Origin of the sequence: Pseudonocardia tropica (assembly GCF_040105315.1) — a bacterium.
Taxonomy (GTDB): Bacteria; Actinomycetota; Actinomycetes; order Mycobacteriales; family Pseudonocardiaceae; genus Pseudonocardia; species Pseudonocardia alni.
In genome coordinates this window covers 374,509-399,163 of the sequence record NZ_JBEDNP010000002.1, presented here as the reverse complement: position 1 = coordinate 399,163, position 24,655 = coordinate 374,509, and the positions used below count along the sequence as shown (strand labels likewise).

Here is a 24,655-nt window from a genome sequence, read left to right as displayed (position 1 = left end):
CGGGGTCCACGGATGCGGTGGGTTCCGGGTTCACGAGCCACCTCCGGTCGAGGAGTGCCGGATCCGCGGGTCGGCCAGGATCCCGGCGACGTCCGCGGCGAGGTTCACCACGACGTAGAACGCGGCGATGATCAGCGTGATCGCCTGCACGACCTGCACGTCCCGGTTGGCGACGGCGTCGATCAGCGCCTGGCCGATCCCGGGGTAGCGGAACAGGAACTCGACGACGACCACACCCCCGGCGAGCCAGGCCAGCTGGAGCGCGATCACCTGGGCGACCGGGCCGATCGTGTGCGGCACGGCGTGCCGGAACAGCACGGTGCGCTCGGGCAGCCCCTTGAGCCGGGCCATCTCGACGTAGCCGGCGTCGAGGGTCTCCGACAGCGTCGCGCGGGTCATCCGCACCACGTAGGGGATCACCACCAGCGCCAGCGTCACGACCGGCAGCACCAGCTGCTCGGGCCGCGCCCACACCGGCTCGCCGGGCCGGGCGATCGTCACCGACGGGAGGACCTGCAGCACCGAGGTCGCGAACAGCACGACCAGCAGCACACCGATGACGAACTCGGGCAGCGCCGCCAGCACCAGCGAGGCACCCGACAGCGCGGAGTCGGTACGGGTGCCGCGGCGGACCGCGGCCCGCGCGCCCAGCGCGAGCGCGATCGGGGTGGAGATCACCGCGGTCAGCACCAGCAGCAGCGCCGAGGCGCCGATCCGGCCGCCGAGCAGCTCCGACACGGGTCCGCCGGTGGCGGCGGAGAAGCCGAGGTCGCCGGTCAGGACACCGCCCAGCCAGGTCAGGTAGCGCTCGGGCGCGGGCCGGTCGAGGCCCAGCTGCGCGGTCAGCGCCGCCACCCGCTCCGGGGTGGCCTGCTGGCCGAGGATGGCCCGGGCGGGGTCGCCGGGCAGCAGCAGCGTCGCGGCGAAGATCAGCACCGACACGACGAGCAGGATCAGCACCGACAGCGCGAGGCGCCGCAGGATCATGCGGACGAGCGGGCTCATGCGTCCACCCACGCCTTCCGGAACTCGTAGCCGGACAGGGACAGCCCGGTGCGGTTCGGGACGAGCCCGCCGACGTAGGCCTGGTGGGCGTCCACCCGGTCCGGGAAGCCCCAGATCAGGTAGCCGCCGCGGTCGAACTCGATCCGCTGCGCCGCGCGCACCAGCTGGGCGCGCCGCCCCGGGTCCAGCTCGGACCGGGCCCGGCGGACCACGCCCTGGTACTGCGCGTCGGTCCAGTGCGTCTCGTTGAACGGCGCGTCGGGCATCGACGACTGCGAGGCCTGCGGCAGGTAGTTGCGGGTGTTCCAGAAGCTCTGCGCGAACTCCCACTGCAGGTACTGGTCGGAGAAGAACGTCGAGGTGTCGACCCGGCGCAGCCCGATGTCGATCCCGGCGCCGCGGGCCTGGGTCGCGAGCACCTGCGCGGCCTCGACCGTGCCGGCCTGGATCGGGGAGGTCACCAGCTCCACCGCCAGGTTCGGCTTCCCGGCCGCGGCGAGCAGGTCGCGGGCCCGCGCGAGGTCCTGCTCGCGGGACGGGTCGAGGTAGTCCGGGTCGAAGCGGGCGTAGAGGTCGACGCCGGCGGCGCCCTGCCCGGACAGCACCTGGTTGACCAGCTCCCCGCGGCCGGTGACCAGGCGCAGCGCCTGGCGGACCCGGACGTCGTCGAACGGGGCGACGTCGACGCGCATCGTGAACGGCAGCCACGACCCGGACTCCGAGGTCAGCAGCCGGATCGAGTCGTAGGAGCCGACCACCTCGGTCAGCGACAGCGGGACCTGGTCGATCGCGTCGACCTGCCCGGACAGCAGGGCGTTGATCCGGGCGTCGTCCTCGGAGAAGTTGATCAGTTCGAGGCGGTCGACCCAGGGCTGGTCCGGGCGCCAGTAGCCGTCGTGGCGGACGAACGCGCTCTGCTGGCCCGGGGAGAACGACTCGAACCGGAACGCACCGGTGCCGACCGGGCGCTCCAGGGAGAAGTCGGCCGGGACGATCCCGCACGAGTACTCGGCCAGGTACTGGTCGAACACCGGGGACGGCTCGGACAGCACGAACCGCACCGACCGGTCGGAGGCGACGACGACGTCGTCGAGGATCCCGAACTGCGACGCCCCGGACTTCGGGTCGGCCGGGTCGGTGATCCGCGCGAAGGTGGCGACGACGTCGTCCGGGGTGACCGGACGGCCGTCGTGGAAGGTGATGCCGGCGCGGATCACCGCGGTCCAGGCCCGCGCCCCGGGCTCCGGGGTCACCGACTCGGCGACGGCCGGCTGCAGGGTGTAGGCGTCGTCCCAGTGCAGCAGCGGCTCGTAGAGGCTGAGCGTGCGGGCGATGTCGGGGTTCGTGGCGGGGCTGTGCGGGTCCAGGGTGTCCGACGATCCGCCGCCGGTCACCCCCACCCGCAGGACGCCGCCGCGGCGCGGGGGTCCGGCGTCGCGGGCCGCGGCGGGGCCGCCGCAGCCGGCGAGCACGGCCGCCGCGGCGAGTCCCGCCGCGCCGCCCAGCAGTCGCCGCCGGGACAGCGGCGTCAGGGTCGGGCTGGTCATCGAGCTGTCTCCTCGGGGAGGGCCCCGCACCTGCGGGGCCGCGGTCGCGGGTCAGGTCGGGGGCCGGGGCACCTCCTGCACCGCGCGTCCGGCGTGCCCGGGTGCGGGGTCGCCGGTGACCAGCGCGTCGAGGTCGGCGGCGACGCCGTCCGGGAACGGCGTGGCGCCGCCCGGGCCGACGTGCAGGCACATCAGCTCCTCGGTGGCGCAGAGCCGGCCCGCGCTGCGCAGCTCGTGCCACAGCCGCAGCCGCTTCGCGTCGCGGCCCAGCACCCGGGTGGTGACCTCCAGGGGTGCGTCCGGGCCGATCTCGCGCAGGTACCGGACGTGCGCCTCGACCGTGTACAGCGAGCAGCCGGTCGCGTCCCGGTAGCCGGCGTCCATCCCGGTGTGCTCCATCAGCGCCGTCGTGGCGTCACCGAACACGAGCACGTAGTACGGCTCGGACAGGTGGCCGTTGTAGTCGATCCACTCGGGACGGACGACGTCGTGGTGCACCGGCGGCGCGCTCACCGGGTGCTCTCCCGGGCTGCGGTCTCCCGGGCCGCGGCGACGGCCCGGCGGACCGCGATCACGGCCCGGTCGCGCTCGGCGACCAGCTCCGCCATCGGCCGCCCACCGGCGGAGACCTCGGCGCCGGCGACCATGTCGTCGCGCAGCTGCGGGGTCAGCTCCGGCGCCTCCAGCCGGGTCCAGGGCGCCTTCAGCGACGGTCCGAAGTGGTCCAGCATGTGCGCCATCCCGCCCTGGCCGCCGGCCAGGTGGAAGGTCAGGCAGGGACCGTGCACCGGCCAGCGCAGCCCCGGGCCGTCGGTGATCGAGCGGTCGATCTCCTCCGGGGTGGCCTCGCCCGCGGCGACCATGTGCAGCGCCTCGCGCCAGATCGCCTCCTGCAGCCGGTTCGCGACGAAGCCGGGCAGCTCCCGTTCCATCTCGATCACCGACTTGCCGATGTGCCGGTAGAAGTCCGCGGCCCGCGACGCCGCCCAGGCCTCGGTCCTCTCGCCGCCGACGACCTCGACCAGCGGGATCAGGTACGGCGGGTTGAAGGGGTGCCCGACGACGAGCCGGCCCGGCTCGGCCGCGGTGGTCGCCATGTCGGTCATCGGGAACCCCGAGGTCGACGACGCCACCACCACGTCCGGCCCGGCCGCCACCGCGGCGTCGGCCAGCTCGGCCAGCAGGGCGCGCTTGAGCTCCAGATCCTCCGGGGCGCTCTCCTGCACGAAGTCCGCGCCCGCGACGGCCTCGGCCGCGGTCGGGTGCACCGTGAGCGCGTCCCGGTCGGCGCCGGAGGCCAGGCCCAGCTCGGTGAGCGCGGGCCAGGCGGCGTCGACCACCCGGCGCAGCTTCTCCCCGGCGTCCGGGGCGGGGTCCCAGGCCCGGACCCGCAGCCCGCGGGCCAGGAAGTACGCCGCCCAGCCGGCGCCGATCACCCCGGCGCCGATGCAGGCGACGGTCCGGATCTGTTGCACTCCACGCGGCTCAGGCACCGGTGCGCTCCGTCAGGCCGAGGATCTCCCGGGCACGGTCCGGCGTCGCCACCGAGGCACCGAGGTTCTGCACGATCTCCACCGCCCGCTCGGTGAGCTGCTCGTTGGTCGCCTTCACCCCGCGCTAGGTAGAGGTTGTCCTCCAGCCCGACGCGGGCGTGCCCGCCGGCCAGCACCGACTGCGCCACCCACGGCAGCTGGTCGCGCCCGATCGCGAACGAGGCGAAGTTGGCGCCTCGGGGGAGCAGGTTCACCTCGGCGGCCAGCACGCCCGGGTCGGCGGGGGCGCCGTAGGGGATGCCCATGCACAGCTGGAACAGCGCCGGGGCGTCGATCAGCCCCTCCTCGACCAGCACGGTGGCGAACCACAGCTGGCCGGTGTCGAAGATCTCCAGCTCCGGCTTCACGCCGAGCTCCTGGACCCGCCTGGCGCCGGTGCGCAGCATGTCCGGGGTGGAGACGTAGAGCTGGTTGCCCTCGCCGAAGTTGAGCGAACCGCAGTCCAGCGTGCAGATGTCGGGCAGCAGCTCCTCGACGTGCGGGAGCCGCTCCAGGGCGTTGACCAGGTCGGTGCCGTCGATCGGCTTCAGCGGGTCCTCGGCGTCGATCACCAGGTCACCGCCCATGCCCGCGGTCAGGTTCAGCACGACGTCGACGCCCGAGTCCCGGATCAGGGTCACGGTCTCGCGGTAGAGCTCCACCGCCCGCGACGGGCTGCCGGTCTCCGGGTCGCGCACGTGGATGTGCACCACGGCGGCGCCGGCGCGGGCCGCGGCGACCGCGTCCGCGGCGATCGCGGCCGGGGTGACGGGTACGTGCGGGCTGCGGCCCACCGTGTCCCCGGCCCCGGTCACCGCGCAGGTGATGATGACGTCACGGTTCATCCGTTCTCCGTTCGCTCCGTGCGTGCCGGCGCCGCGAGCACGGCCCGGTCGATGAAGTCGTGCAGCAGGGCGCGCATCCGGTCGGTACCGGCGCGCGGTGTCATGGCGAGCACCTGGATGCCGAGCCCGTCGACCAGCGCGGTGAGCTGGTCGGCCAGCGCCCCGGTGCGGCCGGACACGAAGACCCCGGCCTCGGCCCCGTCGGCGATCGTCATCGCGATGCTGCGGTACCAGCGGTCGTAGGCGTCCCAGTACAGCTCGCGCCGGGCCGGGTCGATCGCCGACTCCGCCCACACCTGGATCCAGATCGACCACTCGCGGCGCAGCAGCGCGCCGTCGGGGAGCTGCAGGTCGATCAGCCGCAGCAGCCGCTCGTGCGGGTCGGCGATCGTGTCGAGCTCGGCGACCTGGCGGTCGAAGGCGAGGCGCACGTTGTGTCGCAGCGCGGAGTCGAGCAGCTCCGAGCGGGTGGGGAAGTGGTAGTGGATCGCCGCCGGGCTGGTGCCCGCCGCCCGCGCGACGTCGGCGGTGCGGACCCGGTGGTATCCGTGGTCGGCGATCAGCTCCCAGGCCGCGTCGAGGATCCGGCCGCGGGTGCCGTGGGTGCCGCCGGGCTCGCGGCCGGGGTCGGGCTCGGCGGCCGCGGCGGCGGCCCCGGTGGGGACCGCGGTCCGGGCGCGGGCGCCGTCGCGGCCGTGCAGCAGCCGCGCGACGGTCTCGCCGGTGACGTCGGCGATGCGGACGAGCTCGTCGGCGGCGAAGCGGCGGCGCCCGGCGAGCGACTTGGACAGCTTGGTCTCCTCCAGCCCGACCGCGGCCGCGAACCGGCGCTGGGTCCAGCCGTCGCGCTCCAGCAGGGCGCGCACCCGCCCGGCCACCGCGTCCTCGGCGGTCCGGGGGGCACGGGGGTCGGTCACCGGGCGACCGTAGGCCGATACTTGCGATTAGCGCAAGCGTCGGGTCCGGATCGTCGCAGCGCACAAGGGTGCGACCCGGGTACGTTCGGTGCGTGGGCCAGTTCGCGGGAGCCGCTCGCGGAAGCGCTTGCGTCGGACAGTGTGAGCGGTAGGGTCGGCCTCTCACCCGACGGCGCCGTGGGGCGCCGGGGACGTGGCGAGGGGGACCATGCGTTCGTTGGACGAGACCGGGATCTGGACCGACGGGATCGAGGGCGTGGAGGTCCCCGGCTACGACCGGGCCGCCGTGGGCCGCGGGATCGTCCACATCGGCGTCGGCGGTTTCCACCGCGCGCACCTCGCGATGTACGTCGACGCGCTGCTCGCCTCCGGCGGGGCGCCGGAGTGGGGGATCTGCGGGGTCGGGGTGCTCGCCGCCGACGACCGGATGCGCGACGTGCTCGCCGCCCAGGACGGGCTGTACACGCTCGTGCTGAAGGAGGCCGACGGGACGCTGACGCCCCGGGTGGTCGGGTCGCTCGTCGACTACCTCTTCGCCCCCGACGACCCCGAGGCCGTCATCGAGCGGATCGCGCACCCCGACACCCGGATCGTCTCGCTGACGATCACCGAGGGCGGCTACGCGATCGACCAGAAGACCGGCGAGTTCGACCCGGACTTCCCCGGCGTCCGCGCCGACCTCGACGCGATGGCCGCCGGCTCCGCCCCGACCGGGGCGTTCGGGCTGGTCGTCGAGGCGCTGGCGCGCCGCCGGGAGCGCGGCACCGGCCCGCTCACGGTCATGAGCTGCGACAACATGCAGGGCAACGGCGACGTCGCCCGCCGGGTGTTCACCGGCGTCGCCCAGCTCCGTGACGCCGACCTGGGCGCCTGGGTCGCGGAGTCGGTCACCTTCCCGAACTCGATGGTCGACCGGATCACCCCGGCCACCGCCGACACCGACCGCGAGGCCCTCGCCGAGCGCTTCGGGCTGCGCGACGGCTGGCCGGTCGTGTGCGAGCCGTTCACCCAGTGGGTGCTCGAGGACCACTTCGCCGCGGGCCGCCCGGAGTTCGAGCGGGTCGGGGTCCAGGTCGTCGACGACGTCGTCCCCTACGAGTTCATGAAGCTGCGCCTGCTCAACGCCACCCACCAGGCGCTGGGCTACCTCGGCTACCTCGCCGGGCACCGCTACGTGCACGAGGTCGCCCGGGACCCGACGTTCGCGGCGTTCCTGCGCGGCTACATGGACGACGAGGCCACCCCGACGCTGCGCCCGGTGCCCGGCATCGACCTCGACGCCTACAAGGACACCCTGCTGGAACGCTTCGCGAACCCGGGCGTCGCCGACACCCTGATGCGGATCAACTACGGCAGCTCCGACCGGATCTCGATCTTCCTGCTGCCGGTGGTGCGCGAGCAGCTCGCCGCGGGCGGGCCGGTCGAGCGGGCCGCGGCCGTCGTCGCCGGGTGGTGCCGCTACGCCGAGGGCACCGACGAGCAGGGCGAGCCGATCACCCAGCAGGACCGGCTCGCCGAGGGGATGACCGCGCTCGCGCGGGCCGAACGGGACACCCCGGGGTCGTTCCTGTCCCACCGCGGGGTGTTCGGCGACCTCGGCTCCGACGAGCGGTTCGCCGGTGCGTTCCGCTCGGCGCTGGAGTCGCTCTGGTCCCGCGGCGCCGCGGCGACCGTCGCCGACCTCGCATGATCGGCGCAGTGGGGAACCGATGAGTTCCCCACACGTCTGCGGTCGTAGCCGATGACCCCTCGCCTCGAATCCGGGAGACCACAGTGGGCACGATCGACGTGCACGAGTTCATCAGCCTCGACGGGGTCGTGTCCGACCCGTCCTGGACCGCGGAGTACGGCTTCACCGACGCGATGGGGGAGGCGATCGGCCGGCTGACCGACGCCGCGATCCTGCTCGGCCGGACCACCTACGAGATGTTCCACCCGGCCTGGTCGGCCCGCGGGCACGACGTCGAGTCCGGTGGCGCGTTCTTCAACGGCGCGCCGAAGCACGTCGTCACCTCCACCCTGGCCGACCCGCTGGAGTGGGAGAACTCCCGAGTGCTCGGTCCGTACGACCCGGCGCGGATCCAGCAGCTCAAGGACGCGACCGACGGCGGCATCTACGTCTCCGGCAGCGTCACCCTGGTCCGTGCGCTGCTCGCCGACGGCCTGGTCGACACGCTCAACCTGTTCGTCTACCCGGTGTCGCTCGGGGCCGGGCTGCGGCTGTTCGCCGAGGGCGCCCGGGTGCCGTTGCGGCTGCGGGAGTCCGAGACCTACGAGAACGGCGTGGTCCGGCTGACCTACGGGCCGCCGCTCGCCTGAGTCCGGGCGCGTTCAGTCCGGCAGTGCCGCGAAGGCCTCGCGGGCGGCCGCCAGCACGTCGCCGTAGACCCGGCGGGCCGGTCGGCCCGCCGGGTCGGCCAGCCAGCCGGCGACGGCGACCTGCATCACCGCCATCGCACCGGCTGCGGCGAGCCGGTGGGCGCTCGCGGGGGTGTCGGCGCCGTCGCGTTCGGCGAGCGCCTGCGCGACGGTCTGCTCCACGGTCCGTCCGACGTGGGCGATCCGCGGGTGCAGCTCGGGATGGGTGCGCAGCAGCTCCATCTGCCCGTGCCAGGTCGGGCTGGTCGTCAGCGCCACGGTGAGCTCGGCGAGCACCGTCGTCGCCGCCCCGAGCGGGGAGGCCTCGGTCCGCGCGCGGACCTCGGCGGCGAGCTCGTCGAGGGAGGCGGTGTCCCAGTCGAAGAGCACCGCGTCCTTCGAGGGGAAGTGGTTGAAGAACGTGCGCGGCGCGACGTCGACGTCGGCACAGATCTCCTCGACGGTGAACGCGTCCGGGCCCTGGGTACGCGCGCGTTCCAGCGCCGCGGCGCGCAGCGCCCGGCGGGTGCGCACCTTCTTGCGTTCCCGCAGCCCGCGGCAGCGCGCCTCCCGGTCGGCCGGCATCTCGCCGATCATGCCCGTCCCACCTCTCCCACCGGTCCCGGCGCGGCTCGCACCCTCGAAACGTGCGGGGAGTGCAGTCGTGCAGTCACTGCAGTGTGCTCGTACATTCGTGAGCACCGCAAACTATTGCATGACGCAAACCCGGACGGAGGACGCGTGTCACAGGAGAAGGCGCGGGAACCGGAGCGGCCGCCGCGCCGGCGCCGGGGGACCCGGTCAGCCGTGCGCCAGCAGCGCTGCCCCGATGATCCCGGCCTCGTTGAGCAGCCCGGCCGGGACGAGCTGGGTGCGGGTCCGCACGTGGGGCGACCACTTCTCGAACTTCTTGCTCACCCCGCCGCCGACCACGATCAGGTCCGGCCACACCAGGTTCTCGACGTGGGTGAAGTAGCGCTGCAGCCGTCCGCCCCACTCCTCCCAGTCCAGGTCCTCGCGCTCGCGGGCGGAGTCGGCGGCGCGCGACTCGGCGTCGAACCCGTCGATCTCCAGGTGCCCGAACTCGGTGTTGGGTACCAGCTTCCCGTGGTTGACCAGCGCCGACCCGATGCCGGTACCGAGGGTCACGACGAGCACGAGCCCGTGGTGGTGGTCGGCGGCCGCCCCGAACTCGGCCTCGGCGACGCCCGCGGCGTCGGCGTCGTTGACCAGCAGCGCGTCCCGGCCGGTGACCCGGCGTAGGACCGCGGCGGCGTCGCAGTCGATCCAGGCCCGGTCCACGTTGGCCGCGGTGCGGGTCACCCCGTGCTGGACGACGGCCGGGAACGTGCAGCCGAAGGAGTCCCGCCAGTCGAACTCGTCGAGGATCTGCCCGACCGTCTCGGCGACCGCCTCCGGGGTGGACGGCTGCGGCGTCGGGATCCGCACCCGGTCCGCGGCCAGCCGGCCCTTGTGCAGGTCCACCGGCGCGCCCTTGATGCCGGAGCCGCCGATGTCGATACCGAACCCGAGTGCGTGCGTGCTGCTCACGCCCCCGATCCTTCCAGGGCCGCCGCGACCACGCCGCGCGCCTCGTCCTGGATGCGCGTCAGGTGCTCCGGCCCGCGGAAGCTCTCGGCGTAGACCTTGTACACGTCCTCGGTGCCCGAGGGGCGGGCGGCGAACCACCCGGCGTCGGTGACGACCTTCAGCCCGCCGATCGCGGCGTCGTTGCCCGGGGCGCGGGTGAGCTTCGCGGTGATCGCGTCCCCGGCGAGCTCGGTGGCGGTGACGGCGTCGGCGTCCAGCTTCGACAGCGCCGCCTTGTCCTCCCGGGAGCAGGCGACATCGGTGCGGGCGTAGGCGGGGGCGCCGAACCGCTCGGTGAGCCGGGCGTAGTGCTCGCTGGGGGTGGACCCGGTGACCGCGGTGATCTCCGAGGCCAGCAGGGCGAGCAGCAGGCCGTCCTTGTCGGTGCTCCACGGCGAGCCGTCGCGGCGCAGGAACGACGCGCCCGCGCTCTCCTCCCCGCCGAAGCCGATCTCCCCCGACCGCAGGCCGGGCACGAACCACTTGAACCCGACGGGCACCTCGACCAGCCTGCGGCCGAGGTCACCGGCGACCCGGTCGATCATCGACGAGCTGACCGCGGTCTTGCCGATCCCGGCGGCCGCGGGCCAGCCGGGGCGGTGGGCGAACAGGTAGCCGATCGCGACGGCGAGGTAGTGGTTCGGGTTCATCAGGCCGCCGTCGGCGGTGACGATGCCGTGCCGGTCGGCGTCGGCGTCGTTGCCGGTGGCGATGGTGAACGGCGCCGGGTCGGCCTCCATCCGGGCCCGCAGCGACGCCATCGCGTACGGCGAGCTGCAGTCCATCCGGATCTTCCCGTCCCAGTCCAGGGTCATGAACCCGAAGGCCGGGTCGACGTCGGGGTTCACCACGGTCAGGTCCAGGCCCCAGCGCTGCGCGATCTCACCCCAGTAGCCGACCGAGGCGCCACCGAGCGGGTCCGCGCCGATGGTGACGCCGGCGTCGCGGACCGCGGCCATGTCGAGCACCTGGTCGAGCTGGTCGACGTAGGTGCCCAGGTAGTCGTAGCGGTGCGCGGCCGCGGCGTCGAACCGGGCGCGGCGCACCTCCTTCAGGCCGTTCTCGAGCAGCTGGTTGGCCCGGTCGGCGATCCAGGACGTCGCCTCGGTGCCGGCGGGGCCGCCGTCCGGCGGGTTGTACTTGAAGCCGCCGTCGGCGGGCGGGTTGTGCGACGGTGTGACGACCACCCCGTCGGCGAGGTGCCTGCCGTCGCGCCCGGCGTTGGTCACGAGGATCGCGTGCGAGATCGCCGGGGTCGGGGTCAGCCCGTCCCGGGAGTCGACGACGACGTCGACGCCGCCCGCCGCGAACACCTCGGCCGCGGTGAGCCAGGCCGGCTCGGACAGCGCGTGGCTGTCGCGGCCGAGGAACAGCGGGCCGTCGGTGCCCTGCGCGGCCCGGTACTCGACGATCGCCTGGCTGGTGGCGGCGATGTGGTCGTCGTTGAAGGTCGCGGTGAACGCCGACCCGCGGTGCCCGGACGTGCCGAACGCGACCCGCTGCACGTCGACCGACGGGTCGGGGTGGGTCGCGGCGTACGCGGCCAGCAGCGCGTCGACGTCGACGAGGTCCTCGGGGCGGGCCGGGGTCCCGGCGCGCTCGTGCACGGTCATGCCGCGATCCTTCCCCCTCGTCGCGGCCCACGCCACCGCCTACCGTTCCGCGGTGTGCGGATCGCGTCGTTGCTCCCGGCCGGGACCGAGATCGCCGGGCGGCTCGGCCTGGCGGCCGACCTGGTCGGCGTCACCTTCGAGTGCGACGACCCGGTGGGCGTCCGGGACCGGGTACCGGTGGTCGTCGACACCGCGCTGCCGCCCGCCGCGTCGCCGGGGGAGATCGACGCGGCCGTCCGCGAGCGGGCCGCGGCCGGGCTGCCGCTGTACGAGGTGCACCGCGCCCGGCTCGCCGCCGCCGACCCGGAGCTGATCCTCACCCAGGACCTGTGCGCGGTGTGCGCGCTGCCCGGCTCGACCGTCGCACAGGTGCAGGCGGAACTGGGGACCCGGGCCAGGGTGCTGTCGCTGGACCCGCACCGGCTGGCCGACGTGCTCGACGCGGTGACCGCGGTCGGCGCCGCGGCCGGCGTCCCGGACCGGGCGGCCGCGCTGGTGGGGGAGCTCACCGCGCGGCTGGACGCCGTCGCCGCGGCGGTGCGGGGCCGCCCGGCGCCGCGGGTGCTGGTGCTGGAGTGGACCGACCCGCCGTTCCTGCCCGGGCACTGGGTGCCCGACCTGGTCACCGCGGCCGGTGGTGTCCCGGTGGCGGCCGCCCCGGGTGGGCGCAGCACCGCCGTCGACCCGGCCGACCTGCCCCCGTGCGACGCCGTGCTGGTCGCGCCGTGCGGCTTCGGCCTCGACGACGCGCTCGCCCAGGCCCGCGCGGCGCTGCCCCGGCTGCCCGCCGGGGTCGGGGTGCACGCGATCGACTCGGCGTCGTTCGTGGTGCGGGCCGGTCCGCGCCTGGTCGACGGGGTCGAGGCGATCGCCGCCCTGCTGCACCCCGGTGCGGTCCCTGCGCCGCCGCCGGGGCGGGTCGCGCGGGTCCGCTGAGCGGGTCTCAGGCCGCGGTGCCCGGGCCGAGCCGCCGGCCGACCACCCGCGCGATCCACGGCGCGACCAGCAGCATCAGGATCACCCGCAGTACCTGCACCGCGACCACCGAGGTGACGTCCACCCCGGAGGAGATCGCCGTCGCCAGCACCGCGTACACCCCGCCCGGGGTGGTCGCGAGGTAGCCCTCCAGCGGGGTCATGCCGGTGAAGTGCGACAGCAGCAGCCCCAGCCCGGCGCAGAGCGCGACGACGCCCAGGATCAGCGCGGTCGCCAGCGGCAGCACCCGCGCGACGGTGCCGAGCGCGGCCCGGGTGAAGCGCAGCCCGGCCTGCCAGCCGATGACGGCGTAGGCGACGTCGACGATCGGCAGCGGCACCGACGCGGCGACGGAGAACCCGGCCAGGCTGACGACCAGCGCCACCACCATCGGCCCCAGCAGCGCCCCGGCGGGTACCCGCGCGAGCTTCCCCAGCGGGACACCGACGCCCACGCACACCGCGGTCACCGCGAGCCCGACCCACCACGGTGCACCGGGCCCGGAGCCCGCGGCGGCCGGGGCGCCGGGGGAGGCGCCGTAGACGAACGCGGCGACCACCGGCATCGTCGCGGTGACCAGCCCGACCCGCAGGTACTGGATGACGGCGACGGTGCGCTCGTCGCCGCCCAGCTCGCGGCTGATCGCGACCAGCCCGGACGCGCCGCCCGCGGTCTGCGCGAGCATCCCGGTGAGCGGGGTGACCCCGCGTTGCAGACCCATGAGCAGCCCGGACCCCATGCTGAGCAGCAGCGTCGCGAGGCTGATCAGCAGGACCGGCAGCCACTCGGCGGCGACCGCGGCGAGGGTTTCGGGGCGGGCGAGCAGGCCGATGACGACGCCGATCACCGCCTGCGCACCCGACGTCGCCGGGCGGGCGACCCGGGTGGGGCCGAGCCCGCACAGGGCCAGCACGGTCGCGACCAGCAGCCCGGCGAACAGGGCGGGGGAGGGCACGTCGACCGCGGCGAGCCCGGCGGTCACGAGCACGGTCGGCGCGGCGAGCAGCAGCCAGCGCCACCATCCGGCGGGCGACGGGCGGGACCTCACCGTGTGATCACGACCCGAGCCTAAATGGGACGGGCGTACCGGGTCGCGGTGAGTCGGGACACGATCGTTGTCGAAAGCCAACGATCACGGCGTCCGTCGGAGCCTCCGCCGGTCACGGTGCCACGCGCGGCCGCCGGCGTCGTACGGCTATCGGACCGGGTCGATGCGGAACACCGGGCAGATGCCGGTCAGGGCGCCCAGCGCCTCGGGCGTCGGCTCGGCGACGACCCCGTTCTCCACCATGATCCCGACGCCGTCCGGGGTCACCTGCGGCCACGCCTCCAGCACCGGGCGCGCCTGCTCCGGCGGCACCTCCACCAGCACGACGGACTCCGGGTCGGCGTCGGGACCCGTGCTCAGCGTGGCGTGCCCGCCCGCGGCCCGGACGTTGACGATCCAGTCCGCGCCCGGGAACCCGCCGACGACGAACCGCTCCCCGCCGGTCGCGTACACCGTCAGCGGGGTGTGCCGGGGCGTGCCGCTGCGCCGGCCGGGGACCGTCAGGACGGGCAGCTCGAACGGCAGCTCGCCACGGTCGCGCCGGGCGAGCAGGTCGTCGTTCAGGTCCTTGATCTGCTGCGGGGCACGGATGTGACGACGGGGATCGTCGGACACGGGTCTCCTCGTTCTCGGGTCGGCGGGCCGGGACGCCACGGATCGGCGGGCGGGAGCAGGGCGTCGCCACGGTACCGGGTGGACCGGCTGCCGGCTCAGTCCGACCGCAGCCCGTCCAGCGCCTCCTCGGCCCGGGCCAGGTGCTCCTCGGCCCGCCGGGCCCGCCCGTCGGCGTCCCGGGCGGCGCCCTCCGCACCGTCGCGGGCACGGTCGGCCTCCTCGGCGGCGTCCCGGGCGCGGTCCAGCTCGGCGGTCAGTTCGTCCACCCGGCGGTGCGCGTCGTCGCGGCGGCCGCCGGCCTGCTCGGCGCGGTCGCGGGCGTCGTCGCGTTCCCGGGCGGCGTCGTGGGCGGCCAGCCGGGTGGTCTCGACGGCCTTCTCCGCCTCGGCGAGCGCCCGCGCGTGCTGCTCGGCCTCGCGTCGCTCCCGCTCCTCGGCGGCGCGGCGCTCGGCCTCCCGCCGCCGGGCGTCACGCCGTCGCCCGGCCAGCTCCCCGTCGCCGTCCCGGCCCTCCCCGTCGCCGTCCTGCTGCGGGGACCCGGCGTCCTGCAGGGGGTCCGCGTCCGCAGTGGAGCCTGCGGCCCGCGGAGGGCCGGTGTGCCGGTCCGCCGAGGCGGGTCCCGCCGCCGGTGGCCCGGACGGGCCGGACCCCGCGTCCCCGAGCGGCCCGAAGCCGCTGTGCCGCTCGTAGCGCTCCAGCCGCCCCGACCGGACCCGGTCGGCCAGGTCCGGGTCCGCCAGCGCCGACTCCAGCACCCACCGCACGTCGCGCTCCACACCGGAGTCCACCCGGGCCCCCGCGGCGCGACCGAGGGCCGCGGCCCGCCGGGCCAGCGCCCCGACCAGCCGGTTGCGCTGCGCGGACACCTCCCGCAGGGCCGCGCCGTCGAGCGAGCGCTGGGCGTGGGCCAGCACCGGGGCCAGCGCCAGGAGCCCCTCGACCTCGTCGCGGGCGTCGTCGACCAGCAGGTTCGCCAGCCACGCGGCCCGGGTCGGCCGCCGGGCGGCGGCGATCTCCCGGGCCGCGTCCTTCTCCCCGTCGGCGCGGGCACGGGCGGCGGCGTCGTCGCGCGCGGCGACGAAGTCCTCCGGCGGGACCCGGTACAGCCGGTCCAGCTCCGCGTCGGTGTCCACGCCGGTCGGCCTCAGCTCAGGTTCGCGTGCGTCCCGACCAGGACGGCGCGGCCGACGGTGTGGCCGAACAGGGTGAACGCCAGGAACGTGGGCGTCGCGGTGGCGGGCACGTCCAGCGTGGGCACGTCGACGGCGTGCACCACGAAGTAGTACCGGTGCGGGCCGTGCCCGGGCGGCGGGGCGGCGCCCACGTAGCGGGCCAGGCTCGCGTCGCCCCGCAGCTGGACCGCGCCCTCGGGGAGGCCGGACCCGCTGTCGTCACCGGCGCCGGACGGCAGCGAGGTCACCGAGGCCGGCACGTCGAACACCGCCCAGTGCCAGAACCCGGCGACGGTCGGGGCGTCCGGGTCGTAGCAGGTGACGGCGTAGGACTGCGTCCCCTCCGGTGCACCGGACCAGGACAGCTGCGGCGAGACGTCCTCGCCGCCCGCGCCGAGGATGCCGGACAGCTGGGGGGTGGCGAGCGCGGCGCCGTCGTTCACGTCGGTGCTGGTCAGGGTGAACGACGGGACCGGGGGCAGCTCGTCGTAGGGGTTGCGGGGCACGGGATGGACCTCCTCGGATCGGTGGCGGTGAGTCTCGCCGTGATCCTGGCACGGCGCGTCGGCTGCCGTCCGGCCGCGCGGAGGGCAGGGTGTCGGTCCGTGGAGATGCTGCTCGTGCTCGTCGGGCTGATGGTGGCCGCGGTCGTCCTGGTCGGGGTGGGGGACCGGCTCCGGCTGCCCTGGCCCGCGCTGATGGTGGTGCTCGGCGTGGTCGTCGCGCTGCTGCCCGGGCTGCCCGACGCGTTCGTCATCGACCCCGAGCTGATCCTGCCGCTGTTCCTGCCGCCGCTGCTGTTCGCCACCGCCCAGCGCACGTCGTGGGCGCTGTTCCGGGCGCGCAGGCGGACGATCGCGCTGCTCGCCGTCGGCCTGGTGCTGGTCACCGCCACCGCGGTCGCCGGGACGGTCTGGCTGCTCGTGCCGGGGCTCGCGCTCACCGCCGCCGTCGCGCTCGGGGCGATGGTCGCCCCACCGGACCCGGTCGCCGTCGAGGCCGTCGCCGGGCAGGTCCCGATCCCGCGCCGCGTGGTGGCGGTGCTGCAGAGCGAGGGCCTGTTCAACGACGCCACCGCGCTGGTCGTCTTCCAGGCCGCGGTGCTGGCGACCGTCTCCGGCGACGAGCTGAGCCCGCTCGGGCTGGGCCTGCGGTTCGTGTTCGGCGCCGCCGGCGCGGTCCTCATCGGACTGGGCGTGGCCTGGCTGGCGCGCCGGGTGCTCGGCAGGCTGACCGACGCCACCGGGCGCAGTGCGCTCACCCTGGTCCTGCCGTTCGCCACCTACCTGGCCGCCGACGAGCTCGGCGCCTCCGGGGTCATCGCCGTCGTCGTGCTCGCGCTGCAGCTGCGCGCCGGGGCCGATGCCGACGAGGCCGCCGAGCGGCTCACCCAGTCCTCGCTGTGGAACGTCGTCGAGCTGCTGGTCACCGGGCTCGCGTTCGGCCTGATCGGGCTCGACCTGCGCCAGGTCGTGCTCGCCGCGGGCGACGAGCTGCCGACGATGCTCGCGCACGCGGCGGTCGTGTGCGTGGTCGTCGTCGCGGTGCGGGTGCTGTGGATGGTCCTCGCCTGGCGGGTGCTGGCCCGCAGCGCCGACGACGCCGCCGCGGCCGGCGCCGCGCCGCTCACCGGACGCGAGGCGGTGCTGCTGTCCTGGTGCGGCATGCGCGGCCTCGCCACGCTCGCCCTCGCGCTGTCGCTGCCGCTGCAGACCGCGTCCGGGGCGCCGTTCCCCGCCCGCGACCAGCTCGTCCTCATCGCGGTGTCGGTGCTGTTCGTGACGCTGCTCGTGCCCGGCTTCACCCTCGGCATGCTGGTCCGCGCCCTCGACATCGACGACGAGGCCGACGCCGAGGAGCGCGCCGAACGCGAGATCGTGCTGCGGGCGCGCCGCGCCGCCGTCGCCACCCTGGAGTTCGAACGCGCGGTGCGGGGCCTGCCCGAGGAGGTCGGCACCGCGATGCGCGAGCGGGTCGAGCGGCTGGAGCGGGTGCTGTCGGGGGAGACGCCCTCGGAGGAGGAACGGTCCCGGATCGCGGCGGTGAAGAGGTCCCGGCGCGCGTTCGCCGAGGCCCAGGCCTCGGCGCTGGCCGCGGCCCGGACCGAGGTGCTCGCCGCCCGGCGCGAGCCCGGCGTCGACCCGCACGCCGTCGACCGGGTGCTGCGCCGTCTCGACCTGCGCACGGTGCTGCTCGACTGAGGACCGGAGCCGTCCGCGTCGACGGTCACGCTCACCCCATGACGTGCCCGTTCACCGCCCGCACCCGCCTCCTGTCCGAGCCGGACCCCGCCCTGACCGGAGGTCCGGTCGTGCGCACGACGCTGCCCGGCGGAACCGTCGTGTGGGTCGTCACCGAGGAGGCGCCCGCCCGCCGGGTGCTCACCGACCCGCGGTTCGCCAAGGACCCCGCGCTCGCCCCGCCCGGCGTCACCGACCTCGAACCGCCGGCCGCCGAGCGGCTGTCGCTCACCACCGCCGACGGCCCCGGGCACGCCCGGCTGCGGCGCGCGCACGCCCCGCTGCTGTCCGCCCGTGCGCTCGCCCCGTACGCCGGGCGCGTCCGGTCCCTCGCGGCCGCCCTGCTCGACGACCTCGGCCCCGGTGAGGTCGACCTCACCGGCGACCTCACCACCCGCTATCCGCTGGCCGTCGTGCTCGAGGTCGTCGGCGCCCCGCCCGGGCTCCTCGACGACGCCGTCGCCGCCTGCCGGGCGATGTGGAGCCCCGACCCGGCGGTGGCGGGCGCGGCGTTCGGTCGGCTGCAGGCGATCGGTACGGCCGCGGTCACCGACGGGACCGGCGACGGCGTCGCGGCCGGGCTGCGCGCCGCCCTGCCCGACCTCACCGACGCCCAGGTCGGCTACCTCGTCTTCGGGCTGGTGTTCGCCGGGCAGCTCACCACCGACGCCGCGCTCGGGTACCTCGTCGCCCACGCCCTGGACTCCGGGCTCGCCGGCCGCACCGCCGACGAGCTCGACGCGCTGGTCGCCGAGGTGCTGCGGGTCCACCCGCCCGCCCCGTTCTCGCTGTGGCGCTTCGCCCGTACCGCCGTCGACCTCGGCGGCGAGCCGCTGCCCGCCGGGGCGCCGGTTCTGGTCGACATCCGGGGGATCGACGCCCGCCCGGCCGTCGGCCACCCGCTGACCTTCGGGCACGGCCCGCACTTCTGCGCCGGTGCGCACCTGGCCCGGCTGGAGCTGCGCACGGTGCTGGAGGTGCTGCGCGACGGGTTCCCCGACGCCCGTCTCGCCGGTCCGGTGACCGGGCTCGTGGAGGTGCACCCGGGCGGGCCGGTCGGGGCGCGGCTCGCCGCGTTACGGGTCCGGCTGCGACCCGCACGGTGATCTTCCCCGCAGCCGCGGCCGTGCCTTCACATGATGAACTGTTCAGGTGTGGGAACGACGGGCGGTGCGGTCCGGGACGGTGACGGTGGCACTCGCCGTGCTGCTGGCGGTCGCGCTCGTGGGCTCGCTCGCGTTCGGCGCCGAGGTGCTCCCCGTCGGGAAGGTCGTCGACGCGGTGCTGCACGACCGCCCCGGCCCGGTCTCGACGATCGTGTGGGACCTGCGGATGCCGCGCTCGCTGCTCGCCGCGGTCGTCGGCGCGGGCCTCGCGCTCGCCGGCGCCGGGGTGCAGACCCTGGTGCGCAACCCGCTCGCCGACCCCTACCTGCTCGGGGTGTCCTCCGGCGCGAGCGTCGGCGCCACGGCCGTCATCACCACCGGGGCGCTGGGTGCGCTCGGCACCTGGGCGCTGTTCACCGGCGCGCTCCTCGGGGCCCTCGCGGCCGGCGCGCTGGTCGGGGCGATCGCCGTCGCCCAGGGCGGGATCACCCCGATCCGGCTGATCCTCACCGGCACCGTGCTCGGCTCGGCGTTCTCGGCGACGGCGAGCTACCTGGTGTTCCGCTCCGGCGACCCGGCCGCCGCCCAGTCCGTGCTGTTCTGGCTGCTGGGGAGCCTGTCCGGGGCGCAGTGGGACCGGGTCGCGGTGCCCGCGGTGACCGTCGTGCTGCTGCTGGTCCTGCTCGCGGCGTTCAGCGGCTGGCTCGACGCGCTCACCGCCGGCCCCGACACCGCGGCCGCGCTCGGCGTGCCGGTGACCGCCGCCCGGTCGGCGCTGTTCGCGGTCTGCGCGGTCGCGGTCGGCGTGCTCGTGGCGGTCTCCGGCGCGGTCGGCTTCGTCGGCCTGGTCGTGCCGCACCTGGCCCGGCTGCTCGTCGGCTCCCGGCACCGGGTGCTGGTGCCGGTGACCGCGCTGGGCGGGGCGCTGTTCCTGGTCGTCGTCGACGTCGCCGCCCGGATCGCGGTGCGGCCCACCGAGATGCCGCTGAGCGTGGTCACCGGGCTGATCGGCGCCCCGGTGTTCCTGGTCCTGATGGGACGCCGGCGCTACCGGACCGCCGGGAGCCTGGCATGAGCCTGCGCGCCGAGGGTGTCACCTGCGTGCTCGGCGGGCGCAGCGTCCTGACCGGGGTCGATCTCGTGGTCGAGCCGGGCGAGGTGCTCGGCGTCGTCGGACCCAACGGCAGCGGCAAGTCCACCCTGCTGCGCGCCCTCGCGGGGATCCGCAGGCCCGCCGCGGGCCGCGTGCTGCTCGACGGCACGCCGCTGACCGCGCTGCGGGCCCGGCAGCGGGCCCGGCGGATCGCCTACGTCGGCCAGGAGGAGGACCTCCCCGCGGACCTGTCCGCCGGGGAGGTCGTCGCGCTCGGCCTGGTCCCGCACCGGCCGCCGTGGTCGGGCGGCGACGCGGTCGAGCGGGCCGCGGTCACCGCCGCGCTGGCCGCGGTCGACCTCGACGGTCTCGCCGGCCGGCCGGTCGACCGGCTCTCCGGCGGCGAACGGCGCCGGGTGCTGCTCGCCCGCGGCCTCGCCCAGGACGCCGGTGTCCTGCTGCTCGACGAGCCCACCAACCACCTCGACGTCCGGCACGCACTGGGCCTGCTGGAGCTGGTCCGGTCGCTGCGCCGGACCGTCGTGGTGAGCCTGCACGACCTCGACCTGGCCGACCGCTGGTGCGACCGCCTCGTCGTCCTGCACGACGGCCGGGCCGTCCCGGCCGTGTCCGACCTCGACCCCGGCACCGTCTCACGGGTCTTCGGGGTCGCCGCCGCCCGCGTCACGCATCCGGTGACCGGGCGGTCCCGCCTCGTGTTCGACTCGCTCAGGGAGAGCTCGTGACCCGTCCGCCACGCCTGTCCGCCGTCCTCGCCGCGGGGCTGGTCGCCCTCGCCGCATGCTCGGCACCCGCCCCGCCCCGCCGCCGCCCGCCGCCGCCGGTGACCCCGCCGGCACGGTCACCGTGCGGAACTGCGGGGCCGCGGCGTCGTTCCCGTCGCCGGCGCAGCGCATGTTCGTCAACGACGGCAACATGATCTCGATGGTCCTGGCGCTCGGCGCCCAGGACCGCGTCACCGCGGTGTCGAGCATGCAGCGCGACGCCGACACGCTGCGCCGCCACTACGGCGCCGCCGTCGACGGCCTGGCGCAGGCGGCGCCGGAGTACCCGACCCTGGAGACCGTCCTGGCCCGCGACCCCGACGTGATGGTCGCCGGCTGGAACTACGGCTACAGCGAGGAGAAGAACCTCACCCCGGCCCGGCTGCGCGAGCAGGGCATCGCCCCGTACGTGCTGACCGAGTCCTGCCGCCAGGTCGACGGCCAGCGCGCCCGCGGCATCGTCGACCCCTGGACGGCGCTGCGCGACGACCTGCACGGCCTCGGCACGATCACCGGGCACACCGCCGACGCCGACCGCGTCGTCGCCGACCTCGACACCCGGCTCGACGCGCTGGGGAAGGCACCGCAGGCCGCGACGCCGCCGACGGTGTTCCTGTTCGACAGCGGCACCGACACGCCCTTCTCCAGCGGCCGGTTCGGCGCCCCGCAGGCGATCATGGAGGCGGCCGGGGCGCGCAACGCGCTCTCCGACGTCGACGACACCTGGACCAAGGTCTCGTGGGAGCGGGTCGCGACGGCGCAGCCCGCCGCGTTCCTGTTCGTCGACTACCCGCCGCAGACCTTCGCCGAGAAGGTCGCGGTCCTCACGAGCCGTCCCGACACCCGCGACCTGCCCGCGGTGAAGGAGAACCGGTTCCTGAACCTGCCCTACGCACTGTGGACCTCGGGCCCGCTCAACGTCGACGCCGCCGAGCAGGTCCGGGCGGCGCTGGAACGCTGGAACCTGGTGCCCGCCTCGGGTCTCACCCCGAAGTCCGACGACGTGCCCCGCAGCTGAGCGCGGAGGTCCCGGGGGCGCCGTACGGCGCCCCCGGGACCGGGCCGGTCGGTCAGGTGATCGTGATGCCGCCGTCGACGGCCCAGGTCTGGCCGGTGACGTAGCCACCGGCGTGGGAGGCGAGGAACAGCACGGCCGCCGTCAGCTCCTCCGGGTCGCCCTTGCGGCCCATCGGGATCCGCTCGGTCATCCGCTCCAGGTAGCCGTCCTGGTACTGGTCGGTCATCTCCGAGGCGAAGAACCCGGGCGCGACCGCGTTGACCCGGATGCCCCGGCGGCCGGTCCACTGCTGGGCCAGGTCCCGGGTGAGGCCGACGATGGCGGCCTTCGACGCCGAGTACGCCGCCTGCGGCAGCGACGCGGTGGTCAGCCCCAGCACCGAGGAGATGTTGACGATGCTGGACCCGGCGCCCATGTGCGCCGCGCAGGCCTGCGCCATCCAGTAGGAGCCGTTGAGGTTGACGTCGACGACCCCGGTGAACTGCTCCGGGGTCTCCTTCAGGGCGGGCACCGCGGTGCCGATCCCGGCGTTGTTGACCAGCACGTCGAGCCGGCCGAACTCGTCGACGGCGGCCTGCGCCAGCGCCCGGCAGTCCTCGGGCTCGGCCACGTCGGTGGCGACGGCGACCGCGCGCCGCCCCGCCGCCTCCACCAGCGCCACCGTGTCGGCCAGCCTGTCGACCCGTCGCGCACCCAGCACGAGGTCCGCACCGGCCTCGGCGAGGCCCTTCGCGAAGGCCACACCCAGGCCGGACGAGGCACCGGTGACGACGACGACCCGGCCGTCCAGTCGGAACCGCTCCATCACAGTCACGCCGCGACCCTAACCCGGATCAGCCGGCGAGCTTCCCGGCGAGCTGGGGGACGAGCCGCTCCAGGGCGTACGGGGCGGACAGCACGCTGTTGTAGGTCATCGCGCCGCGGGTGTCGGCGTCGGGGACGACCACGTCCCCCCGGGCCACGACCGGGATCCGGCGCAGGACCGGGTCGGAGTCGACCTGCCGCCTCGCGCTGCCCTCGTCGGCGAGCGCGACGAGGACGTCGCCGTCGAGCAGCCGTGCCTGCTCCGGGGCGATCTCGACGTAGAAGCTCGTGTCGTCGTCCCGCTCGGCGATACCGGGCGGCTGGACGAAGCCGAGCCCGGCCATGAACTGGCCGCGCGCGTCGGCGTCGGTGAAGGCGCCGTACTTCCCGTCGAAGGGGAGCACGGTCGCGCCGACCTTCCCGCGGAACCCGGGGTGGGCGGCGTCGGCGTCGGTGAACGCGACGTCGGCGGTCCGGACGAGCTCCTCGCCGCGGGCGGTCTCACCCGGCGCCAGCAGCACGATCGGTCGACTTAGCACGCCGGGACGATGACCGAGCCTTGCCTCACCTGGAATGTCCGGATCGTCTCGAAGCACGCGTTCGCACCGGCGGCGGGCTGTCGCGCACCGGTGCGAACGCGCCGGGTCAGCCGCGCGGGCGGCGCTTGCGGGCCACGACGGCCCGGTAGAGCAGCGGGTCGCGGCTGGTCGCGAGCCGGTGCCGGTAGACGGTCGACCCGAGCTCCTCGAGTTCGCCGGACGCCAGCAGCGAGGAGATGAGGCCGGCGAACCCGGAGGTGTCGCCGTCGGCCAGGAAGTCGTCCCGCAGGGTGATCGCGACGAAGCCGTCGACCGCGACCATGTCGAACGCGGCACGGAACGCCGCGGGTGGGATGTCGCCGAAGCCCAGCGCGGCGACGCAGGTCAGGGCGTCGAAGCCGCCCGCGGAGATGGTCTCGGTGGTCTCGTCGTCCAGGCTGGTGAGGTCCACGACGTGGTAGTCGTCGTAGACCCCGGGGCGGTCCCGTTCGGCGGCGTCGCGGGCCTCGGCGAGGATGTCGATCCCCACCACCTTGCCGACGCCGCGGGCCCGCAGCTCCTCGGCGACGATGCCGTTGCCGGCGCCGACGTCGAGGACCCGCAGCCCGGACGGGTCGACGCCGACGGCGTCGAGCTGCTCGGCCAGCGCGCCGGCCACCACGGGCGGGGACTGGCACTGCAGGATGTCGTAGAACAGCTTCTCGTAAAGGCCCGGGATCTTGAAGAGTTCGTCGTAGTCGTGGAAGCGGTACTCGGTCCACCCGTGTCCGAGGTCCAGGACGCAGTACTCCGCGTCCTGCTCGAACGAGGTCGTGGGTTCCGGCAGAGCAAGCCGGTAGGTCGGTTCGGAACGCTCGACGGCCATGAAAATCCTTCCTGGTCGGGAACGGACACCTCGACGCTAGTGCACCCGACGCCTCCGATCGGGGTGAGCGACGTCGCACGGGCCGCGATGTGACTCGGCGGTAGGTGGTGACACGATCGGCTGCGGGAGACACCCGGAGATCACCGTGGATCAGCGAGGAGAGACATGACCCAGCAGCAGAGGACCGCCGTCGTGACCGGTGCGGCGCGCGGCATCGGGGCCGCCACCGCGATCAGGCTCGCCGCCGACGGGCACAAGGTCGCGGTGCTGGACCTGGAGGAGTCGGCCGCGAAGGCCACCGTCGAGGCCATCGAGTCCGCCGGCGGGACCGCGGCCGCGTTCGGCGCGGACGTCGCCGACGAGCAGGCCGTCGCCGCCGCCGTCGAGGCGGTCACCGAGCGCCTCGGCGCACCGACGGTGCTGATCAACAACGCCGGTATCACCAAGGACAACCTGCTGTTCAAGATGACCGTCGACGACTGGGACGCGGTCATGGGCGTGCACCTGCGCGGTGCGTTCCTGATGACCCGCGCGGTGCAGAAGCACATGGTCGACGCCGCCTGGGGCCGGGTCGTGAACCTCTCCTCGACCTCGGCGCTGGGCAACCGCGGCCAGGTGAACTACGCCGCGGCGAAGGCCGGCATGCAGGGCTTCACCAAGACCCTCGCGATCGAGCTCGGCAAGTTCGGCGTCACCGCGAACTGCATCGCCCCCGGCTTCATCGCCTCGGAGATGACCAAGGCGACCGCCGAGCGGATCGGCATGGACTGGGAGGAGTTCATGGCCGCCCGGGCCAGCGAGACCTCGGTGCAGCGTCCCGGCGCGCCCGAGGACATCGCCCAGACCGTGTCGTTCTTCGTCGACGAGCGCTCGTCGTTCGTCAGCGGCCAGGTCATCTACGTGGCCGGTGGCCCGAAGGCCTGACCCGCCCACGACGAACGGGCCGGCACCGCAGCTGCGGTGCCGGCCCGTCCGTCGTCGCGGGAGG

At 75.1% G+C, this 24,655-nt stretch carries 24 protein-coding genes and 1 pseudogene; 9 read left to right on the top strand and 16 right to left on the bottom strand.

The window, feature by feature from the left end; all coding sequences use genetic code 11:
• Positions 1–30: 30 nt before the first annotated feature.
• The 6 genes and pseudogenes from WHI96_RS05095 to WHI96_RS05070 all read right to left on the bottom strand — a co-directional run bounded on the left by WHI96_RS05095 (position 31) and on the right by WHI96_RS05070 (position 5,846).
• Positions 31–1,005, bottom strand: a complete 975-nt coding sequence (locus WHI96_RS05095; RefSeq protein WP_345641623.1) for an ABC transporter permease — start codon at positions 1,003–1,005, stop codon at positions 31–33.
• Entirely contained in the window at positions 1,002–2,552 is a 1,551-nt protein-coding gene (locus WHI96_RS05090) for an ABC transporter substrate-binding protein (RefSeq protein WP_349302347.1), read from the bottom strand. Before WHI96_RS05090 ends, WHI96_RS05095 begins: the two co-directional genes overlap by 4 nt.
• A gap of 51 nt (positions 2,553–2,603) precedes the next feature.
• The gene (locus WHI96_RS05085; RefSeq protein ID WP_345641618.1) at positions 2,604–3,065 is read right to left on the bottom strand and encodes a thioesterase family protein; all 462 of its coding nucleotides are present in this window, start codon (positions 3,063–3,065) and stop codon (positions 2,604–2,606) included.
• On the bottom strand, positions 3,062–4,045 hold the full coding sequence (locus tag WHI96_RS05080) for a 3-hydroxyacyl-CoA dehydrogenase NAD-binding domain-containing protein (protein ID WP_345641615.1): 984 nt from the start codon (positions 4,043–4,045) through the stop codon (positions 3,062–3,064). The genes WHI96_RS05085 and WHI96_RS05080 overlap by 4 nt, the downstream gene beginning before the upstream one ends.
• Positions 4,038–4,929: pseudogene (locus WHI96_RS05075) on the bottom strand (beta-keto acid cleavage family enzyme). The gene WHI96_RS05080 and the pseudogene WHI96_RS05075 overlap by 8 nt, the downstream one beginning before the upstream one ends.
• The gene (locus WHI96_RS05070; RefSeq protein ID WP_345641612.1) at positions 4,926–5,846 is read right to left on the bottom strand and encodes a TetR/AcrR family transcriptional regulator; all 921 of its coding nucleotides are present in this window, start codon (positions 5,844–5,846) and stop codon (positions 4,926–4,928) included. The pseudogene WHI96_RS05075 and the gene WHI96_RS05070 overlap by 4 nt, the downstream one beginning before the upstream one ends.
• A 208-nt stretch (positions 5,847–6,054) precedes the next feature.
• Here WHI96_RS05070 and WHI96_RS05065 point away from each other — a divergent pair, with 208 nt between their 5' ends.
• Positions 6,055–7,536 (top strand): mannitol dehydrogenase family protein, encoded by a 1,482-nt coding sequence (locus WHI96_RS05065; protein ID WP_345641609.1) that lies wholly within the window; start codon positions 6,055–6,057, stop codon positions 7,534–7,536.
• Between the two features lie 83 nt (positions 7,537–7,619).
• On the top strand, positions 7,620–8,165 hold the full coding sequence (locus tag WHI96_RS05060; protein ID WP_345641607.1) for a dihydrofolate reductase family protein: 546 nt from the start codon (positions 7,620–7,622) through the stop codon (positions 8,163–8,165).
• Positions 8,166–8,177: 12 nt separating this feature from the next.
• Here the strand turns inward: WHI96_RS05060 and WHI96_RS05055 are convergent, their stop codons facing one another.
• The 3 genes from WHI96_RS05055 to pgm form a co-directional block, all read right to left on the bottom strand.
• Entirely contained in the window at positions 8,178–8,801 is a 624-nt protein-coding gene (locus WHI96_RS05055) for a TetR/AcrR family transcriptional regulator (RefSeq protein WP_345641605.1), read from the bottom strand.
• Positions 8,802–9,005: 204 nt separating this feature from the next.
• Positions 9,006–9,755: a polyphosphate--glucose phosphotransferase gene (ppgK, locus tag WHI96_RS05050; RefSeq protein ID WP_345641603.1), complete on the bottom strand. Its 750-nt coding sequence runs from the start codon at positions 9,753–9,755 to the stop codon at positions 9,006–9,008.
• On the bottom strand, positions 9,752–11,407 hold the full coding sequence (gene pgm / locus WHI96_RS05045; RefSeq protein WP_345641600.1) for a phosphoglucomutase (alpha-D-glucose-1,6-bisphosphate-dependent): 1,656 nt from the start codon (positions 11,405–11,407) through the stop codon (positions 9,752–9,754). The genes ppgK and pgm overlap by 4 nt, the downstream gene beginning before the upstream one ends.
• A gap of 54 nt (positions 11,408–11,461) precedes the next feature.
• On the opposite strand from pgm, the gene WHI96_RS05040 reads away from it, so the two are divergent.
• A complete protein-coding gene (locus WHI96_RS05040; RefSeq protein WP_345641596.1) occupies positions 11,462–12,343 on the top strand; it encodes an ABC transporter substrate-binding protein in 882 nt (293 codons plus the stop codon).
• Between the two features lie 7 nt (positions 12,344–12,350).
• Here the strand turns inward: WHI96_RS05040 and WHI96_RS05035 are convergent, their stop codons facing one another.
• From WHI96_RS05035 to WHI96_RS05020, 4 genes are all read right to left on the bottom strand, one after another.
• Positions 12,351–13,430 carry an AbrB family transcriptional regulator gene (locus tag WHI96_RS05035; RefSeq protein WP_345641593.1) on the bottom strand — a complete coding sequence of 360 codons (1,080 nt, stop codon included), beginning with the start codon at positions 13,428–13,430 and terminating at the stop codon, positions 12,351–12,353.
• A 147-nt stretch (positions 13,431–13,577) separates the two neighbouring features.
• On the bottom strand, positions 13,578–14,045 hold the full coding sequence (locus WHI96_RS05030; protein ID WP_345641590.1) for a nitroreductase/quinone reductase family protein: 468 nt from the start codon (positions 14,043–14,045) through the stop codon (positions 13,578–13,580).
• 95 nt (positions 14,046–14,140) lie between these two features.
• A complete protein-coding gene (locus WHI96_RS05025) occupies positions 14,141–15,178 on the bottom strand; it encodes a hypothetical protein (protein WP_345641587.1) in 1,038 nt (345 codons plus the stop codon).
• An 11-nt stretch (positions 15,179–15,189) separates the two neighbouring features.
• Positions 15,190–15,723: a YbhB/YbcL family Raf kinase inhibitor-like protein gene (locus tag WHI96_RS05020; protein WP_345641584.1), complete on the bottom strand. Its 534-nt coding sequence runs from the start codon at positions 15,721–15,723 to the stop codon at positions 15,190–15,192.
• Between the two features lie 105 nt (positions 15,724–15,828).
• Here WHI96_RS05020 and WHI96_RS05015 point away from each other — a divergent pair, with 105 nt between their 5' ends.
• The 5 genes from WHI96_RS05015 to WHI96_RS04995 all read left to right on the top strand — a co-directional run bounded on the left by WHI96_RS05015 (position 15,829) and on the right by WHI96_RS04995 (position 21,459).
• On the top strand, positions 15,829–17,418 hold the full coding sequence (locus WHI96_RS05015; protein WP_345641638.1) for a Na+/H+ antiporter: 1,590 nt from the start codon (positions 15,829–15,831) through the stop codon (positions 17,416–17,418).
• Between the two features lie 38 nt (positions 17,419–17,456).
• A complete protein-coding gene (locus WHI96_RS05010) occupies positions 17,457–18,563 on the top strand; it encodes a cytochrome P450 family protein (RefSeq protein ID WP_345641581.1) in 1,107 nt (368 codons plus the stop codon).
• A 79-nt stretch (positions 18,564–18,642) separates the two neighbouring features.
• On the top strand, positions 18,643–19,638 hold the full coding sequence (locus WHI96_RS05005) for a FecCD family ABC transporter permease (protein ID WP_345641578.1): 996 nt from the start codon (positions 18,643–18,645) through the stop codon (positions 19,636–19,638).
• Positions 19,635–20,402: an ABC transporter ATP-binding protein gene (locus WHI96_RS05000; protein ID WP_345641575.1), complete on the top strand. Its 768-nt coding sequence runs from the start codon at positions 19,635–19,637 to the stop codon at positions 20,400–20,402. Before WHI96_RS05005 ends, WHI96_RS05000 begins: the two co-directional genes overlap by 4 nt.
• Before the next feature lie 55 nt (positions 20,403–20,457).
• Positions 20,458–21,459 (top strand): ABC transporter substrate-binding protein, encoded by a 1,002-nt coding sequence (locus WHI96_RS04995; RefSeq protein WP_345641571.1) that lies wholly within the window; start codon positions 20,458–20,460, stop codon positions 21,457–21,459.
• Between the two features lie 52 nt (positions 21,460–21,511).
• Here the strand turns inward: WHI96_RS04995 and WHI96_RS04990 are convergent, their stop codons facing one another.
• The 3 genes from WHI96_RS04990 to WHI96_RS04980 all read right to left on the bottom strand — a co-directional run bounded on the left by WHI96_RS04990 (position 21,512) and on the right by WHI96_RS04980 (position 23,667).
• On the bottom strand, positions 21,512–22,273 hold the full coding sequence (locus WHI96_RS04990; protein ID WP_345641568.1) for an SDR family NAD(P)-dependent oxidoreductase: 762 nt from the start codon (positions 22,271–22,273) through the stop codon (positions 21,512–21,514).
• 19 nt (positions 22,274–22,292) lie between these two features.
• Positions 22,293–22,802: a substrate-binding domain-containing protein gene (locus WHI96_RS04985; protein ID WP_345641565.1), complete on the bottom strand. Its 510-nt coding sequence runs from the start codon at positions 22,800–22,802 to the stop codon at positions 22,293–22,295.
• A 106-nt stretch (positions 22,803–22,908) separates the two neighbouring features.
• Positions 22,909–23,667: a class I SAM-dependent DNA methyltransferase gene (locus WHI96_RS04980; protein WP_345641562.1), complete on the bottom strand. Its 759-nt coding sequence runs from the start codon at positions 23,665–23,667 to the stop codon at positions 22,909–22,911.
• 165 nt (positions 23,668–23,832) lie between these two features.
• On the opposite strand from WHI96_RS04980, the gene fabG reads away from it, so the two are divergent.
• Positions 23,833–24,591, top strand: coding sequence for a 3-oxoacyl-ACP reductase FabG (gene fabG, locus WHI96_RS04975; protein WP_345641559.1), 759 nt, complete (start codon positions 23,833–23,835; stop codon positions 24,589–24,591).
• Positions 24,592–24,655 lie beyond the last annotated feature (64 nt).

Coding starts and splice junctions, on each gene's coding strand:
- WHI96_RS05095 (WP_345641623.1), bottom strand. CDS start 1,005: ATGAGCCCGCTCGTCCGCATGATCCTGCGGCGCCTCGCGCTGTCGGTG.
- WHI96_RS04995 (WP_345641571.1), top strand. CDS start 20,458: ATGCTCGGCACCCGCCCCGCCCCGCCGCCGCCCGCCGCCGCCGGTGAC.
- fabG (WP_345641559.1), top strand. CDS start 23,833: ATGACCCAGCAGCAGAGGACCGCCGTCGTGACCGGTGCGGCGCGCGGC.
- WHI96_RS05065 (WP_345641609.1), top strand. CDS start 6,055: ATGCGTTCGTTGGACGAGACCGGGATCTGGACCGACGGGATCGAGGGC.
- WHI96_RS04980 (WP_345641562.1), bottom strand. CDS start 23,667: ATGGCCGTCGAGCGTTCCGAACCGACCTACCGGCTTGCTCTGCCGGAA.
- WHI96_RS05015 (WP_345641638.1), top strand. CDS start 15,829: ATGCTGCTCGTGCTCGTCGGGCTGATGGTGGCCGCGGTCGTCCTGGTC.
- WHI96_RS05090 (WP_349302347.1), bottom strand. CDS start 2,552: ATGACCAGCCCGACCCTGACGCCGCTGTCCCGGCGGCGACTGCTGGGC.
- WHI96_RS05055 (WP_345641605.1), bottom strand. CDS start 8,801: ATGATCGGCGAGATGCCGGCCGACCGGGAGGCGCGCTGCCGCGGGCTG.
- pgm (WP_345641600.1), bottom strand. CDS start 11,407: ATGACCGTGCACGAGCGCGCCGGGACCCCGGCCCGCCCCGAGGACCTC.
- WHI96_RS05010 (WP_345641581.1), top strand. CDS start 17,457: ATGACGTGCCCGTTCACCGCCCGCACCCGCCTCCTGTCCGAGCCGGAC.
- WHI96_RS05000 (WP_345641575.1), top strand. CDS start 19,635: ATGAGCCTGCGCGCCGAGGGTGTCACCTGCGTGCTCGGCGGGCGCAGC.